The following is a 16,554-nucleotide window of genomic DNA, read 5'->3' as shown; positions in this document are numbered from 1 at the left end:
TACCATGGACAGCCCCGCCGTCGCCCCGTACATGCTCATCGCGCGGGCCCGGCGCGGGCCCTGCGTCGTGGCCTGGATCGTGGCGAGCACCTGCGGCAGCAGCGCCGCCGACGCCGCGCCCTGCGCGACCCGCGCGACGACCAGCGTCCAGGCCGACGGCGCGAGCCCGCAGGCCAGCGAGGTCAGCCCGAAGGCCGCCATGCCGCCGAGGAACATCCGGCGCCGGCCGAGGAGATCGCCGAGCCGGCCCCCGAGGACGAGCAGCACTGCGTACGCGATGCCGTACCCGGCGACGACGAGCTCCAGGACGGGCTCGCTCGCGTGCAGATCACGGCCCATGGTGGGCAGCGCGACATTGACGATGAAGAAGTCGATGAGCGGGAGCGCGGCGCCGAGCAGCACGGTGAGCAGCCCGGCCGGGCCCAGGACGGGGGCGGCCTGCGCGGTGGGCGAGGCGGAACCGGTGCCGGTGCGCGCCGGTGCCTCGTACGTGTGGGTGGTCATGGCATCGAGCGTCCGCCACCGCCGAGGCTGGTACCAGAGTGTCGTTATCCTGGTAGAAGCGCTACCTGGAAACAGGCTCCGGCGCGGTCCACGCTGGGAGCATGACGACCATGACACAGGACGTGTCCGCAGGACCCGCCGAGATCCGGCGGCACGAGCTCGCCGGGTTCCTGCGCAGCCGCCGCGAGCGCATCACGCCCGAGGAGGTCGGTCTGCCGCGCGGCAGACGCCGCCGCACCCCGGGCCTGCGCCGCGAGGAGGTCGCCCACCTGTCCGCGGTCGGCGTCACCTGGTACACGTGGCTGGAGCAGGCCCGGGACATCCACGTCTCCGCGCAGGTCCTCGACGCGCTGGCCCGCACGCTGCGGCTCGACGCGGGGGAGCGGGCGCACCTCTTCGGCCTGGCCGGCGCCGTCGACCCGACCCCGGCCGCGGTCTGCGCCCCGCTCAGTCCCGAACTCGTCGCGCTGATCGACCAGTTGGAGCCGCTCCCGGCCTGCATCCAGAACAGCCGCTACGACATCCTCGCCTACAACAGCACCTACCGGATGCTGCTGTGCGACCTCGACGAGATCCCGCCCGCGGACCGCAACTGGCTGCTGCTCGCCTTCACCCACGACGCCTGGCGCTCCTCGATCGTCGGCCTCGACGACGTGCTGCGCACGCTCGCCGCCAAGTTCCGCTCCGGCATGGCCGACCATCTCGCCGAGCCCGCCTGGAAGCTCGTCCTCAAGCGGCTCACCGAGGAGTCGGCCGAGTTCCGCGAGCTGTGGGAGCGGCACGAGGTCCTCCAGTCCGTGGCCAGCAAGGTCAAGCACTTCCACAACCCGTACGTGGGCCCGCTCGCCGTCGTCCACACCGACCTCTGGCTCAGCCCTGCCGGCGGCGCCCGCCTGGTCACCTACACGCCCGTGGACGCCGCCACCCGGGCCCGCCTGGACGAGCTCCACACCCTGGCACGGTCGTCGACCCCGCAGCGGCCAGCGGACGAGGAGCCCTCGGTGCCGCTCGACCGCTAGGTCCTGTCCACCGCACGGGCCCTAACGGCCGCCCCCGGGGCCCTGCCGCTCCGCCACCGCCGCAGGCTGTCCGGCCGGGTCGGCGTCGCCCGGCGGCGTCAACCGCTCGGCCGTGCGGCGGGCCGTCTCGCGGGCCCAGCGCCCGCTGGTCAGCGCGCCGAGCAGCAGGACGGCGAGCCCGCAGCCCGCGATGATCCACCAGCACGACCGGGCCGCGCCGTCGAACGCCGTCGCGTACGAGGAACCCGCGACACCGGAGGCGAGGACCGCGCCGATCACGGCGACGCCCAGCGTCGAGCCGATCTGCCGGCTCGTCGAGGCGACGGCGGCCGCCACCCCGGCCTGCGCCCGGGGCATTCCGGAGACCGCGGTGTTGGTGATCGGGGCGTTCACGAAGCCGAAGCCCAGGCCGAAGACCACATAGCCGAGCACCAGCGTGCCGTTCGACGTCTGCGCGTCGAACGCCGCGAACAGCACCCCGCTCGCCGTCATCGCCACCCCCGCGACAAGCAGCGGGATCCGCGGCCCGCGACTGCCCACGAGCCGGCCCGACAGCGGCGCGCAGACCAGCGTCATGACGGCCATCGGCAGCATCCACAGGCCCGCGTGCAGCGCGTCCAGGCCGCGCACGTCCTGGAGGTACAGCGTCGACAGGAACAGGAACCCGGCGAGCGCCGCGAACGCGCTGATCGCCACGACGGTGGCGCCGCTGAACGGCGCCGAGCGGAAGAACCGCAGATCGATCAGCGGCTCGGCGCGCCGCGGTTCGTACACCAGGAGCCCGACGAGGGCGGCGAGCGCCACCACCCCGAAGACGACGATCTCCGCGGAACCCCAGCCCGCGTGCGGGCCCTCGATGATCGCGTACGTCAGCGAACCGAGCAGCGCGATCATCAGGAGCTGGCCGACCGGATCCGGGCGGCGCGCCTTCGGGGCCCGCGACTCGGGCACGAAACGCCAGGTCAGGGCGAGGGCGGCGAGACCGACCGGCAGGTTGACCCAGAAGATCGAGCGCCAGCCGACCGAGTCCACGAGCACCCCGCCCACGAGCGGGCCCGCGGCCATCGACAGGCCGACGACGCCGCCCCACACGCCGATGGCGCGGGCCCGCTCGCGCGGGTCGGTGAACGTGTTCGTGATGATCGACATGGCGACCGGGTTGAGCATCGAGCCGCCGACGGCCTGCACCATGCGGAACGCGACGAGCGCCTCCAGGTTCGGCGCGAGCGAGCAGGCGACGGACGCGGCCGTGAACACGGTCAGGCCGATCATGAACACCCGGCGCCGTCCGACGCGGTCGGCCGTCGACCCCGCGAGCATCAGCAGCGAGGCGAGGACCAGCGTGTAGGCGTCGATCGCCCACTGCATGCCCGGGAGCGTGGCGTCGAAGTCCCGCGCCATCGACGGCAGCGCGACGTTGAGGACCGTGGTGTCGAGGCTGACGATCAGCAGACTCATGCAGCAGATCGCCAGGACGAGCAGACGCCTGCGGTGGGACGGCGCGGACGGGCCGGGCGGCGAGGTCATTGCATCGGGCATGTATCCGACGGTAGCCCGCTCCGGCGGGCGCCGTGAACGCGAGGTCGAGGAGGTCATGCCCCCTACCGTCGCGCGGGCGCCAGCCGGGTACCAGAGCCTGCTCATCCTGTTACAGGCAGTACCTGGCAACGGGATGCGGGCAGGAGCATCCTGGTGGCATGACCTCAGTCGCCGCCTCCGAGAGCGCCGCCCGCACCGACGGGACCACCGACGGGACCACCGCCGGTGCCGACGCGGCCCGCCGCGGCGAACTCGCCGCCTTCCTGCGCAGCCGCCGCGAGCGCATCAGCCCCGAACAGGCGGGCCTGCCGCGCACCGCCCGCCGCCGCACCCCCGGCCTGCGCCGCGAGGAGGTCGCGACCCTCGCCGCCGTCGGAGTCACCTGGTACACGTGGCTCGAACAGGGCCGTGCCATCAACGTCTCGCCCGGCGTCCTCGACGCCATCGTGCGCGCCCTCCAGATGGACCCCACCGAGCGCGCCCACGCCTTCGCCCTCGCCGGGACCCCCGACCCGCACGCCGAGACCGCCCACCCGGCCGTCACCGCCACGACCCTGCGCACCATGCGCAAACTCGCGCCGTACCCGGCCGCCGTGAAGAACGCCCGCTACGACATCCTCGCCGCGAACAGCGCCTACGCCGACGTCTTCGGCGACCCCGAGGAGCTCGCCCCCGAGCACCGCAACTCCCTGTGGCTGATGGCGACGAGCGCCCGCTGGCGCACCCAGTTCGTCGAGCGGGACGCGATGCTGCCCGTCATCGTCGCGAAGTTCCGCCAGGCCATGGCCGAGCACGTCGCCGAGCCCGCGTGGAAGGCCCGCCTCGACGGGCTGCTCGCCGAGTCGGCCGAGTTCCGCGCGCTGTGGGAGCTGCACGACGTCGCGCCCATGGCCCCGCACGTCAAGCGGTACCTGCACCCCGACCCGGACATCGGCATGCTCCGCCTGGAACACCGCCACCTGTGGCTCAGCCCCGACAGCGGCGGACACCGCCTGGTCGCGTACGTGCCCGTGGACGAGGAGACCGAGGAGCGCCTGGAGAAACTGGCGGCCCGGCGCGGGACGCCGGCCGGGTGAGCGACAATGGATCCTTGCCCCAGCCCCCGTACGTTCCGGAGAACCCTGCGATGTCCGCTCTGACCATCGGCCCCCACCTGGTGCAACCGCCGGTGGTCCTCGCGCCCATGGCGGGGATCACGAACGCCCCGTTCCGCACGCTGTGCCGCGAGTTCAGCGGCGGCAAGGGCCTCTTCGTCAGCGAGATGATCACGACGCGGGCGCTGGTCGAGCGCAACGAGAAGACGATGCAGCTGATCCACTTCGACGCGACCGAGAAGCCGCGCTCGATCCAGCTGTACGGCGTCGACCCGGCCACCGTCGGCAAGGCCGTCCGCATGATCGCGGAGGAGGACCTCGCCGACCACATCGACCTCAACTTCGGCTGCCCCGTCCCCAAGGTGACCCGCAAGGGCGGCGGCTCGGCCCTCCCGTACAAGCGGAACCTGCTCCGGGCGATCCTCAAGGAGGCCGTCGCCGGAGCCGGTGACCTGCCGGTCACGATGAAGATGCGCAAGGGCATCGACGACGACCACCTCACCTTCCTCGACGCGGGCCGCATCGCCGTCGAGGAGGGCGTCACCGCGATCGCCCTGCACGGCCGCACCGCCGCCCAGCACTACGGCGGCACCGCCGACTGGGACGCGATCGCCCGTCTCAAGGAGCACGTCCCGGAGATCCCGGTCCTCGGCAACGGCGACATCTGGTCCGCCGACGACGCCCTGCGCATGGTCCGCGAGACCGGCTGCGACGGCGTCGTGGTCGGCCGTGGATGCCTCGGCCGGCCCTGGCTCTTCGCCGACCTCGTCGCCGCGTTCGAGGGCCGCGAGGAGCGGGTGCGGCCCACGCTGCGGGTCGTGGCCGACGCGATGGTGCGGCACGCGACGCTGCTCGGCGAGTGGATCGGCGACGAGACGCGCGGCGTCATCGACTTCCGCAAGCACGTCGCCTGGTACCTGAAGGGCTTCTCGGTCGGCTCCGAGATGCGCAAGCGGCTCGCCATCACCTCGTCGCTGGCCGAGCTGCGCGGCGGCCTCGACGAGCTGGACCTCGACCAGGACTGGCCGGCCGGCGCCGACGGCCCGCGCGGACGCACCTCGGGCAACGGCCGCGTGGTGCTCCCGGACGGCTGGCTGGGCGACCCGTACGACTGCGCGGGCGTCTCCGAGGACGCCGAGCTGGACACGTCCGGCGGCTGACCCCGCCCGCGACTGCCCGACCCTCTGCACGACTGCCCGATCCTGATCCTGCACACGACGGCGCCCGTCGGTCGATGACCGACGGGCGCCGTCGTGCTGTCCGGATGCTGACACCGGGGTGTCCGAACGGAGTCGTCCGGCGCGTGATCCTCGCCACCTCTGATAGGGGTTGCGCTCAGGTGAGCGCAAAATCGCCGACTGTGGTTCTTCAACGAGTGGCACTGAGTGCCACTGCGCGATCATTTACGACATGAACGCAAGTGAGCTGAACCTCTGCTCACCTGAGCGCAGATCCGCCTCTACGGGGGTTGATCGTTCAAGAGGTGAACGCAATCCGGTGCGCCACCTTGCCAAGCCATTACTTTCGATCTGCTGGCGGACGGGTGGTGCGGACCCCAGGTCGGCTGAGTGGACGTACCCACGGGCCTTGGATCTGGGTATGTTCCTCGCCGTCAGGGCAGCCACCGAGCCTCAAGGGGTCGAGACCCGTGTCGGAAAACAAAGATCCTCAGGTAGCGAAGTTCGTTTACGACTTCACCGAGGGAAACAAGGACCTCAAGGACCTCCTCGGCGGCAAGGGCGCGAACCTCGCCGAGATGACCAACCTGGGTCTTCCGGTCCCCCCGGGCTTCACGATCACCACCGAGGCCTGCAAGGTCTACCTCGACAGCGGCGACGAGCCCGTGGCACTGCGTGACGAGGTCACCGCCCACCTCGACGCGCTCGAGCAGCAGATGGGCAAGAAGCTCGGCCAGGCCGACAACCCCCTGCTCGTGTCCGTCCGTTCGGGCGCCAAGTTCTCGATGCCCGGCATGATGGACACCGTCCTCAACATCGGCCTCTCCGACAAGTCCGTGCAGGGCCTCGCCCAGCAGGCCGGCGACGACCGCTTCGCGTGGGACTCCTACCGCCGTCTCATCCAGATGTTCGGCAAGACCGTCCTCGACGTCGACGGCGAACTCTTCGAGGAGGAGCTCGAGAAGGCCAAGCGCGCCAAGAAGGTCACCGTCGACACGGACCTCGACGCCGCCGACCTCAAGAAGCTCGTCACGCGCTTCAAGAAGATCGTCAAGACCGAGGCGGGCCGCGACTTCCCGCAGGACCCGCGCGAACAGATGGACCTCGCCATCCACGCGGTCTTCGACTCGTGGAACACCGACCGGGCCAAGCTGTACCGCCGCCAGGAGCGCATCCCGCACGACCTCGGCACCGCGGTCAACGTCTGCTCGATGGTCTTCGGCAACCTCGGCCCCGACTCCGGCACCGGCGTCGCCTTCACCCGCGACCCCGCCTCCGGCCACGCCGGCGTCTACGGCGACTACCTGCAGAACGCGCAGGGCGAGGACGTCGTCGCCGGCATCCGCAACACCGTGCCGCTCGCCGAGCTCGAGCAGATCGACAAGAAGTCGTACGACCAGCTCATGCAGATCATGGAGACCCTGGAGAACCACTACAAGGATCTCTGCGACATCGAGTTCACCATCGAGCGCGGCCAGCTCTGGATGCTCCAGACCCGCGTCGGCAAGCGCACCGCGGGCGCCGCCTTCCGCATCGCGACGCAGCTCGTCGACCAGGGCCTGATCGACGAGGCGGAGGCGCTCCAGCGCGTCACCGGCGCGCAGCTGGCCCAGCTGATGTTCCCGCGCTTCGACGACGAGGCCAAGGTCGAACTGCTCGGCCGCGGCATCGCCGCCTCGCCCGGCGCCGCCGTCGGCAAGGCCGTTTTCGACTCGTACACCGCCATCAAGTGGTCCCGCTCCGGCGAGAAGGTCATCCTGATCCGCCGCGAGACCAACCCCGACGACCTCGACGGCATGATCGCCGCCGAAGGCATCCTGACCTCGCGCGGCGGCAAGACCTCGCACGCGGCCGTCGTCGCCCGCGGCATGGGCAAGACCTGCGTCTGTGGCGCCGAGGAGCTCGAGGTCGACACCAAGCGCCGCCGGCTCACCGCCGGTGACGTGGTGGTCGAGGAGGGCGACGTCATCTCCATCGACGGCTCCACCGGCAAGGTCTACCTCGGCGAGGTACCGGTCGTGCCGTCCCCCGTCGTCGAGTACTTCGAGGGCCGCATGCACGCCGGCGCCGACGACGCCGACGAACTGGTCGGCGCCGTGCACCGCGTCATGGCGTACGCCGACCGAGTACGCCGCCTGCGCGTGCGCGCCAACGCCGACAACGCCGAGGACGCGCTGCGCGCCCGCCGCTTCGGCGCCCAGGGCATCGGCCTGTGCCGCACCGAGCACATGTTCCTCGGCGACCGCCGCGAGCTCGTCGAGCGGCTCATCCTGGCGGACACGGAGAGTGAGCGCGAGGAGTCGCTGCAGGCGCTCCTGCCGCTCCAGAAGAAGGACTTCGTCGAACTGTTCGAGGCGATGGACGGCCTCCCGGTCACGGTCCGTCTCCTCGACCCGCCGCTGCACGAGTTCCTGCCCGACATCACCGAACTCTCCGTGCGCGTCGCACTCGCCGAGTCCCGCAAGGACGCCAACGAGAACGACCTGCGCCTCCTCCAGGCCGTGCACCGCCTGCACGAGCAGAACCCGATGCTGGGCCTGCGCGGCGTACGGCTCGGCCTCGTCATCCCCGGCCTGTTCACCATGCAGGTCCGCGCCATCGCCGAGGCCGCCGCCGAGCGCAAGAACGCCAAGGGCGACCCGCGCGCCGAGATCATGATCCCGCTCGTCGGCACGGTGCAGGAGCTGGAGATCGTCCGCGAGGAGGCCGACCAGGTCATCGCCGAGGTCGAGGCGGCGACCGGGGTCAAGCTCAAGCTCGCCATCGGCACCATGATCGAACTGCCGCGGGCCGCGCTCACCGCCGCGCAGATCGCCGAGGCCGCGGAGTTCTTCTCCTTCGGCACGAACGACCTGACCCAGACCGTGTGGGGCTTCTCCCGCGACGACGTCGAGGCCTCCTTCTTCACGGCCTACCTGGAGAAGGGCATCTTCGGCGTCAGCCCCTTCGAGACGATCGACAAGGACGGCGTGGGCTCCCTGGTCCGCAACGCCGTGGAGGCCGGCCGTGCCACGCGCCCCGACCTCAAGCTCGGCGTCTGCGGTGAGCACGGCGGAGACCCGGAGTCGGTCCACTTCTTCCACGAGGTCGGCCTCGACTACGTCTCCTGCTCGCCGTTCCGGATCCCGGTCGCGCGCCTCGAGGCGGGCCGCGCGGCCTCCACCTCGGCGGGCAGCGACCACCGCTGACCGCCTCCGGCGAACTCCGGAGCCGTCGAAGGTCCCCGACCCTCACCGATCTTCGCCGGCTCCGGCCTCACGCGAGAGCGGCACCCCTTGTGCGGGGGGTGCCGCTCTCGCGCGTTCGCGGTACGCGTTCCGCGTGTGCGCCCGGATCACCCCATGAGGTGATCGTCACTTTGAGTAACCGTTTCGGCGGTGTGCGGGTGGCTACTGTCTGTGATCCCGGCGGCTGCTGGAGCGGTCGGGGCTACACGGAGAGGTGCGCGGCATGCGGATGCGGAGTGTGAAGAACGCGGTGGTGGGGCTGGCGTTGGTCGGGGTGTTCGCCGGTGGAGCGGGGGTTGCCGTGGCGGCTTCGTGGCACGAAATGTCCGCGCTGCACAGCGACGGGGTCCGCTTCTACAAGGGCGAGTACGCCTTCAACAAGCCCCGGGTCAATCACGGCGCGTTCGAGTGGAAGGGCTCGCTCGAGGACAGCGACCCTGGAGACGGCCACAACGTGTACATGCAGGCCAAGGTCGAGGGCCACGGCTGGAGCCGGTACAACGGCAAGCAGCGCAAGACGGTGACACTGCACCGCTCGATGTGGGACGGGGCGCAGGCCTACACCTCGAACGGGTACCTCCGGGCCTGCCGTGATCGCGGCTCGCTGCGTCCGGACAACTGCTCGCCCCAGCGTCACTACAGCAACCCTGCCTCTCGCTGACCGCTGACGCACAGGCCCGGGGTATCCGTCGGGACGCCCCGGGCCCCTACCCAGGAGGGCCGGATGCACGTCGCTGTACAGGCACCCGAAGTGCTGACCGCGAGCAAGGTGAAGCTGTGTTACGGGGCGACCGTGGCGGTCGACGACGCCTCTCTGTCCGTCCGGCGCGGCGAGGTCATCGCCATCACCGGGCAGAGCGGGTCGGGGAAGTCGTCCCTGCTGTACTGCCTGGCCGGGGTGCTCCCCGTGTCGGCCGGGGAGGTGTGGTTCGAAGGGAGCCTGCTGGAGGAACTGGACGACGAGGAGCTGTGCGCGCTGCGGCGCGAACGATTCGGATTCGTCTTCCAGTACGGGGAGTTGCTGCCCGAGCTGACGGTCGAGGAGAACACGGCACTGCCGCTCAGGCTGGCGGGCCGGCGCAAGGGCGAGGCGCTCGCTCTCGCCGGTGACGTCCTGCGCAGGCTCGGGCTCGACTCCGTACGAGACCGTAGGCCGTCCCAGGTCTCCGGCGGCCAGAGTCAACGGGTCGCGGTGGCGCGAGCCTTGATCCACCGCCCGGGGGTGGTGTTCGCGGACGAGCCGACCGGATCGCTGGACAGCGCGAATGCGAACACGGTGCTGGAGGAGTTTCTGATGCTCGCCAGGGCGCAGGGCACCGCGGTCGTCCTGGTGACCCATGACAAGGCGGTGGCCGCCCGTGCCGACACGCGCTACGTCATGTCCGACGGCGTGCTCGTCCGGGAGGTCGACTCGTGAGGGAACTCGTCCTCGGTCTGCGCCTGTTGACCGGATCGGGCCGTGGGAACCGGATCCGGTTCGCCCTCATGGTCACCGGCGGAGCCGTCGGGGTGTGCTGCCTGGCGATCGTGCTGTCGGTCTCCGGGATCCTGGAGGCCCGGGACACTCGGATCGCCGACAGGCAGACACGGGCGTCGGACGCCCTCATCGGCGGCCACGGGCCCTACGGCCTCACCCTGAGCCGCGAGGACCCCTATGGCTCGCGCATGCTCACCCGCGTCTTCTTCGCGCCGGGAACGGCCGAGGAGATGCCCGCGCCGCCGGGCCTCGACCGGCTGCCGCGCCCCGGCGAACTGTTCGTCTCGCCCAGCCTCGCCAAGACCCTGGCTGCACAGCCGGGTCTGAAGCAGAGGCTGCCCGGCCGCCAGGCCGGTGTCATCGGCCGTGAGGGTGTGGCCGACCCCGATGAGCTCTTCGCCTACGTGGGCGTCGATTCGGTGAAGGCCCCCGGCGCCAGCCGCTTCGACGGCTTCGGCAGCCGGTATGTGGACATGCGGACCGTGGAGTCCGGCGCCCTCGACATCGTCCGCTTCACGATGGTCGGCGTCGTGCTGCTCCCCCTCGTCGTCTTCCTCTCCGTCTGTGCCCGGCTGTCCGCGGCGAGCCGGGCCCGTCGCCTGGCCGCACTGCGCCTGCTCGGCCTGAGCCAGAAGGCGACGCAGAGAGTCAACGCCGTGGAGACGGTGGTCGCCGCACTGCTGGCCGGCCTGCTCGGCCTCGGCCTGTATGCGGCTCTCAACCAGGTGGGGGCCAGGGTCGGACTACCGGGCCTGAAGTGGTATCCGCAGGATGGCGCGCCGAGCGCGTTCACCATGGCCGTCTGCTTGATCGGCTGCCCGCTGCTCGCCTGGGTCGTGGGACGGGCCGGCGGCCGGGAAGCAGCGGCAAGCCCACTGGCCGTGCGCCGCACCGCGGTTCAGCGGCGACCGCACCGCTGGGGGCTGATCCCGCTCATGGCCGGGACCGGCATCGGCGTCGGCTACTGCGTGGCGGGCGCCACGGGCCACGCACCCCATGACACCGGCCTGTCCGCCGTCCTCGTTCCCACTGCCGTGATCCTGGTCGGCGGGGGCCTCGCCCTCACGCTGCCGGTCCTGGCGCAGTCCCTGGCCCGATGGGTGGCGACGTCCACGCGCTCGTTCGTGCTCAGCCTTGCCATGCGGCGCAACGAGGTGGAGTCGGGCAGCGCCCTCCGGGTGGCGACGGGCCTGGTGCTGGTCGTCTTCGCCGCCTCTTTGACGCAGGGCGTCCTGGTCGAGCTGGATCAGGTGTACCGGCGCGACTCCCCGCTCCAGGAGTACGGCCTCGACCGGCACGAGTTGTCGGACGTCCAGGACGCCAGACTCCGAAAGATCCCGCACGTCCTCCAGCGGGCGGAGGTCGCGGAGTCCGTCCGGAAGCAGGATGCGGAAGGGTTCGCCCACAGCGTCACCGCCCTCGTCGCGACCTGCGATCAACTGGCGGCGGTGACCGAAGCCCCCACGGAAGGCTGCGTGGACGGCCAGGTGCAGCGACTCGTCGACCCGGACGGACTGCCGAACGAGGACGCCCGGCCGGGCCGCGCCTTCACCTTCCGGCTCAGCCTCGAAGGAGGCAGGCAGGCCTGGAGGCTCCGGGTGCCCGAGAGTGTGGTGCGCGCGCCCTTCTACGACCCGTCGTCCCTGGCCGCCGACGTGATCGTCCCGCCCTCCGCGCTGCCCGCCGGCGCACAGCCCGAGGACGCCACCATCGTCCTCGTCTCCGACGCGGAACTCGGCACCGCCCGGTCCGTGCTGGACGGGATCGCGGGCGTGGCCCCGCTCGCGGAGGTCGAGCCCGTGGGGATCAACATCGACGGCATCCGCCAGGTCGCTCTCATCAAGTCGCTCCTCGCCGTCGGCATGGCCCTGGGGCTGGTCATCGGGGTGGCCGCCTACCTCGTCGCCGCCGGGGACCGGGCCGTCGAGCGGCGGGGGCAGGTCACCGCGCTGACGCTGCTCGGGACGCGGCGGCGGACGCTGCGGGCCGTGCAGTGCGCCCAGGTCGTCATGCCGCTGAGCATCGGTCTCGTGCTCGCCCTCGTCTCCGGGAAGCTGATCGAGTCCAGCTATCTCGTGAGCGGCGGCGGCGCCGTGTTCTGGGACGGGGCCGGTGTCCCGCTGCTGCTCGCGTGCGCCCTCGGGGTCGTCGCGATCGCCGCGCTCGGCTCGCTCCCGCTGGTGGGCAGACGGATCGACCCGGAGCTGATCCGAAGGGACTGAGCGCCGCACACCGGGGCATACGCTGCGGTGACCCCGTCGCCGGCACCCCGGGAAAGAGGCCCACGATGACCGCCTGGAACGCAGGCCGTATCCCTGACCAGCACGGCCGCACCGCGATCGTCACGGGGGCCAACAGCGGGATCGGGTACGTCACCGCGAGGGAACTCGCGCGGGCCGGCGCGCACGTGGTCCTGGCGTGCCGGAGCGCGGTGCGGGGGAGCGCGGCGGTGGAGCGGCTGCGGGAGGAAGTGCCCGGGGCGGGCCCGGAGTTCGCCGCGCTCGACCTCGGGGACCTCGCCTCCGTGCGGGCGTTCGGCGACGCGTGGGGCGGGCGCCCGCTCGATCTGCTGGTCAACAACGCGGGCGTCATGGCCCTGCCCTACGGCCGGACCGCCGACGGCTTCGAGACCCAGTTCGGCGTCAACCACCTCGGGCACTTCGCGCTGACCGGTCTGCTGCTGCCGAGCCTGCTGGAGACCCCGGCGCCCCGCGTCGTCACCGTCTCCAGCGCGCTGCACGCCCTGGCCGACATCGACATCGGCGACCTCAACAGCGAGAAGCGGTACCGGAAGTGGACCGCTTACGGGCGTTCCAAGACGGCCAATCTGCTGTTCGTGCACGAGCTGTCCCGGCGCGCGGCCGCCGCCGGGCTCCCGCTGGTCGCGGCCGCCGCGCACCCCGGGTACGCCGCCACGTCCCTGCAGACGCGCGGCGCGCTGATGGAGGGCCGCAAGGGCACCGAGCGGGCCTTCCAGCTGGCCAACCGGCTCGTCGCGCAGCCCCCGACGGCCGGCGCCCTGCCCACTCTCTACGCGGCGACCGCGCCCGGCGTGCGGTCCGACGACTTCTACGGACCCCGGGTCCTGATGTGGCGCGGCGCTCCGGCGCGGTCCTGGCGAGCCCCGTGGACGGTCGGCGACGTCGCGGGCGAGCGCCTGTGGGTGGCTTCCGAGCAGCTGACGGGGGTCGACTACGGGAGCGCCCTGAAGGTCTGACGGGGCTGACGGGGCTGACGGGGTCCGACGGCCCCGGCCGGTGGCCGGGCGGGGCCGGTCGCGGCGCCGGCTCGCCCCTACGCCGCCCGCACCCCGTACGCCCGGACCGCCACCCCCTCCTCGTCGAGGCAGCGGCCCGTCTCCAGGTCGAAGCGCTGCTTGAGGAGAGGGGACGCGACGAAGGGGCGGCCGGCGGCGGTGCCGAGCAGGCCGCGGGAGAGTACGGCGGCGCCGGTGAAGGGGTCGGTGTTGTCGATGGCGTAGACGCGGCCGGTGCGGTCGAGGAACAGGGCCGCCTGCCGCCCGTCGGGGAGCAGAGCGGCGACCCCGCGGCCGGGGACGAGCCGGTCCAGGCCGCACACCTCCAGCCACTCCTCGTCGCCCAGGGCGAGCTGAACCGTGGTCGCGGAGTCGATCGTGGTCAGGGTCATCGCAGCGTCAGTCCTTCCAGGGGGATCAGCGGGAGTTCGGGCTTGATCTGGTCGCGTTCGGGGACGAAGCGGACCGTGGGGTCGGGGGTGCCGGGGGCGTTCACGAACGAGACGAAGCGGGCCAGCCGCTCGGGGTCGCCGAGCGTCTCGGCCCACTCGTCGCGGTAGTGGGCGACGTGCGCCCGCATGAGGGACTCCAGCTCGTCGCAGATGCCGAGCGCGTCGTGCACGACGACGTCCCGGACGTGGTCGAGGCCGCCCTCGATCCGGTCGAGCCAGGTCGAGGTCCGCTCCAGGCGGTCCGCGGTGCGGATGTAGAACATCAGGAAGCGGTCGATCAGGCGGACCAGTTCGGCGTCGCTCAGGTCCTGGGCGAGGAGGTCGGCGTGGCGCGGGGTCATGCCGCCGTTCCCGCCGACGTACAGGTTCCAGCCGTTGGCCGTGGCGATGACGCCGAAGTCCTTCGACTGGGCCTCGGCGCACTCGCGGGCACAGCCGGACACCGCCGACTTCAGCTTGTGCGGCGAGCGCAGCCCCCGGTAGCGCAGCTCCAGGTCGATGGCCATGCGGACCGAGTCCTGGACGCCGTAGCGGCACCAGGTCCGCCCGACGCAGGACTTCACCGTGCGCAGCGCCTTCCCGTAGGCGTGTCCGGACTCGAAGCCCGCGTCGACCAGCCGGCCCCAGATCGCCGGGAGCTGGTCGACCCGCGCGCCGAAGAGGTCGATGCGCTGACCGCCCGTGATCTTCGTGTAGAGGCCGAAGTCGCGGGCGACCTCGCCGATCACGATGAGTTTCTCGGGGGTGATCTCGCCGCCGGGGACCCGGGGCACGACCGAATAGGAGCCGTTCTTCTGGAGGTTGGCGAGGAAGTGGTCGTTCGTGTCCTGGAGGGCGGCCTGCTCGCCGTCGAGGACGTAGCCGTCGGCGCCGATCGACGGGGCCAGCGAGGCGATGATCGAACCGGCCGCCGGCTTGCACACCTCGCAGCCCTCGCCGCCGCGCGCCGCGTCGCGCCCGTGCTCGTCGAGCAGCTGCCCGAAGCGCGTGATCCGCTTGACCCGCACGATCTCGTACAGCTCCTGCCGGGTCAGCGCGAAGCAGCCGCACAGCCCGCTGTCACCGGTGGCGGGCATCAGCTGCCCGATGAGCTTCACGCAACTGCCGCACCCCGTACCGGCCTTGGTGCACTTCTTCACCTCGGGCACCGAGGTGTGCGCGCAGATCTCGCCCTTGGTCACGTTGTGGCAGGAGCAGACGACCGCGTCGTCGGGCAGTGCCTCCGGGCCCAGCTGCGCCGGGGCGCCCGCACCGGCCGGCAGCACCAGGGACTCCGGCGCGACGGGCGGCACCGTGCCGGTCAGCGCGCGCAGCGTCCCGTACGCCTCGGCGTCCCCGACCAGGATGCCGCCGAGCAGCTCGCCGCCCGCACCGATCACGAGCTTCTTGTACGTGCCCGAGCGCGAGTCCGCGTAGACGACGTCGAGGCAGCCCTCGGTGGCTCCGTGCGCGTCGCCGAACGACGCCACGTCCACTCCGAGCAGCTTCAGTTTGGTGGACAGGTCCGCGCCGGTGAACCCGTCGACGGCGGTGCCCACCATCGCGTCGGCCGCCGTCTGCGCCATCTCGTAGCCCGGCGCGACCAGCCCGTACACCCGGCCGTCCGCGGCGAGCGCGCACTCGCCGATCGCGAACACCGCCGGGTCGCTCGTGCGGCACTCCGCGTCGACCGCGATGCCGCCGCGCTCGCCGACCGTCAGCCCCATGGCGCGGGCCAGCTGGTCGCGGGGGCGGACGCCGGCCGAGAACACCACGAGGTCGGTCGCCAGCTCCGAGCCGTCCGACAGCCGCATGCCGCGCACCGCGCCGCCGTCGTCGTCGGCCGTGACGACCTCCTGGGTGCCGACGCCCGTGTGGACGGTGAGCCCCATGTCACCGATGGTCCTCAACAGGGCCGCACCGCCGCCCTCGTCGACCTGCACCGGCATCAGACGCGGCGCGAACTCGACGATGTGCGTGGCCAGTCCGAGCCCCTTGAGCGCACCCGCGGCCTCCAGACCGAGCAGCCCGCCGCCGACGACCGCGCCGACCGTCGCGTGCTCCTTCGCGTACGCCTCGATCGCGTGGAGGTCCTCGATCGTGCGGTACACGAAGCAGCCCGTCGCGTCCTTGCCGGGCACCGGCGGCACGAACGGGTACGAGCCGGTGGCCAGCACCAGCGTGTCGTACGTGACCTCGAGACCGGAGCGGGCCCGCACGGTGCGCGCCGCGCGGTCGACCTCGGTGGCCGGGTCGCCGACGTGCAGCTCGATGCCGTGCTCGGCGAGGAACTCCGGGTCGCTCAGCGACAGTTCCGCGGGCGTCGTGCCGGAGAAGTACGAGGTGAGGTGGACGCGGTCGTAGGCCGGCCGCGGTTCCTCGCAGAGCACCACGACGCGGTGCGTGCGGGTCAGACCGCGCTCGGCGGCCGCCTCCAGGAAGCGCTGGCCGACCATGCCGTGGCCGATGAGTACGAGGGTGGGCATGTCAGAGGCCTCCGTCATGGGTGAGCAGGTGGAGCAGCGGCGCGCCGACCGCGTCGTCGGCGGGCAGGGATTCGTCCGACTCCCAGGCGTGCGCGAGGGCACCGACGCTGGCGAGTTCACCGACCAGGACGCCGCCCACCAGCCGGTCGCCGCGCACGACGACCTTGCGGTACGTGCCACGGGTGGCGTCCGTGAGCTGCACGACGTCGTCGCCGGGCAGCGGGTCGGTCTCGCCGAACGCGGCGAGGTCGAGGGGGCCCGCCTCGTGCGGCAGGGTGAGCCGGGTCAGGGTGCGGGTGCCGGTGTAGGGGGCGGCGCCGCCGGTGAGCCGCGCGGCCAGGGC

The 16,554-nt window shown here is 72.0% G+C and carries 12 protein-coding genes and 1 pseudogene; 8 read left to right on the top strand and 5 right to left on the bottom strand.

Features of this window, described 5'->3' with window-relative positions; genetic code table 11:
• On the bottom strand, nt 1-504 hold a 504-nt coding region (locus tag GTW43_RS23935; RefSeq protein ID WP_161304097.1), incomplete at its 3' end, for an MFS transporter.
• Nucleotides 505-605: 101 nt separating this feature from the next.
• Here GTW43_RS23935 and GTW43_RS23930 point away from each other — a divergent pair.
• Nucleotides 606-1,523, top strand: coding sequence for a helix-turn-helix transcriptional regulator (locus tag GTW43_RS23930; RefSeq protein ID WP_161304096.1), 918 nt, complete (start codon nt 606-608; stop codon nt 1,521-1,523).
• 21 nt (nt 1,524-1,544) lie between these two features.
• Here GTW43_RS23930 and GTW43_RS23925 read toward each other — a convergent pair whose 3' ends face one another.
• Nucleotides 1,545-3,062 carry a DHA2 family efflux MFS transporter permease subunit gene (locus tag GTW43_RS23925; protein WP_237536783.1) on the bottom strand — a complete coding sequence of 506 codons (1,518 nt, stop codon included), beginning with the start codon at nt 3,060-3,062 and terminating at the stop codon, nt 1,545-1,547.
• Nucleotides 3,063-3,220: 158 nt separating this feature from the next.
• Here GTW43_RS23925 and GTW43_RS23920 point away from each other — a divergent pair, with 158 nt between their 5' ends.
• The 7 genes from GTW43_RS23920 to GTW43_RS23890 all read left to right on the top strand — a co-directional run bounded on the left by GTW43_RS23920 (nt 3,221) and on the right by GTW43_RS23890 (nt 13,255).
• Nucleotides 3,221-4,138 (top strand): helix-turn-helix transcriptional regulator, encoded by a 918-nt coding sequence (locus tag GTW43_RS23920; protein ID WP_161304095.1) that lies wholly within the window; start codon nt 3,221-3,223, stop codon nt 4,136-4,138.
• Nucleotides 4,139-4,188: 50 nt separating this feature from the next.
• Nucleotides 4,189-5,316 (top strand): tRNA dihydrouridine synthase DusB, encoded by a 1,128-nt coding sequence (dusB, locus tag GTW43_RS23915; protein WP_161304094.1) that lies wholly within the window; start codon nt 4,189-4,191, stop codon nt 5,314-5,316.
• Between the two features lie 488 nt (nt 5,317-5,804).
• Nucleotides 5,805-8,522: a pyruvate, phosphate dikinase gene (gene ppdK, locus GTW43_RS23910; RefSeq protein WP_161304093.1), complete on the top strand. Its 2,718-nt coding sequence runs from the start codon at nt 5,805-5,807 to the stop codon at nt 8,520-8,522.
• Between the two features lie 262 nt (nt 8,523-8,784).
• Nucleotides 8,785-9,222 carry a hypothetical protein gene (locus GTW43_RS23905; protein WP_237536782.1) on the top strand — a complete coding sequence of 146 codons (438 nt, stop codon included), beginning with the start codon at nt 8,785-8,787 and terminating at the stop codon, nt 9,220-9,222.
• Between the two features lie 63 nt (nt 9,223-9,285).
• Complete coding sequence (locus GTW43_RS23900; protein ID WP_161304092.1) at nt 9,286-9,978, top strand: ABC transporter ATP-binding protein; 693 nt, start codon at nt 9,286-9,288, stop codon at nt 9,976-9,978.
• On the top strand, nt 9,975-12,260 hold the full coding sequence (locus GTW43_RS23895; protein ID WP_161304091.1) for an FtsX-like permease family protein: 2,286 nt from the start codon (nt 9,975-9,977) through the stop codon (nt 12,258-12,260). The genes GTW43_RS23900 and GTW43_RS23895 overlap by 4 nt, the downstream gene beginning before the upstream one ends.
• Nucleotides 12,261-12,325: 65 nt before the next feature.
• Nucleotides 12,326-13,255, top strand: coding sequence for an oxidoreductase (locus GTW43_RS23890; protein WP_161304090.1), 930 nt, complete (start codon nt 12,326-12,328; stop codon nt 13,253-13,255).
• 77 nt (nt 13,256-13,332) lie between these two features.
• Here the strand turns inward: GTW43_RS23890 and nirD are convergent, their stop codons facing one another.
• The 3 genes and pseudogenes from nirD to GTW43_RS23875 all read right to left on the bottom strand — a co-directional run.
• Complete coding sequence (gene nirD, locus GTW43_RS23885) at nt 13,333-13,686, bottom strand: nitrite reductase small subunit NirD (RefSeq protein WP_161304089.1); 354 nt, start codon at nt 13,684-13,686, stop codon at nt 13,333-13,335.
• Nucleotides 13,683-16,211 (bottom strand): nitrite reductase large subunit NirB, encoded by a 2,529-nt coding sequence (nirB, locus tag GTW43_RS23880; protein WP_237536781.1) that lies wholly within the window; start codon nt 16,209-16,211, stop codon nt 13,683-13,685. The genes nirD and nirB overlap by 4 nt, the downstream gene beginning before the upstream one ends.
• Before the next feature lies 1 nt (nt 16,212).
• Nucleotides 16,213-16,554 (bottom strand): annotated as a pseudogene (locus tag GTW43_RS23875) (NAD(P)/FAD-dependent oxidoreductase); the annotation flags it as partial.

It is taken from the genome of Streptomyces sp. SID5785, from assembly GCF_009870065.1.
GTDB lineage: Bacteria > Actinomycetota > Actinomycetes > Streptomycetales > Streptomycetaceae > Streptomyces.
Note: the sequence above shows the minus strand (reverse complement) of the source record. Positions and strands in the feature narration are given on the sequence as shown.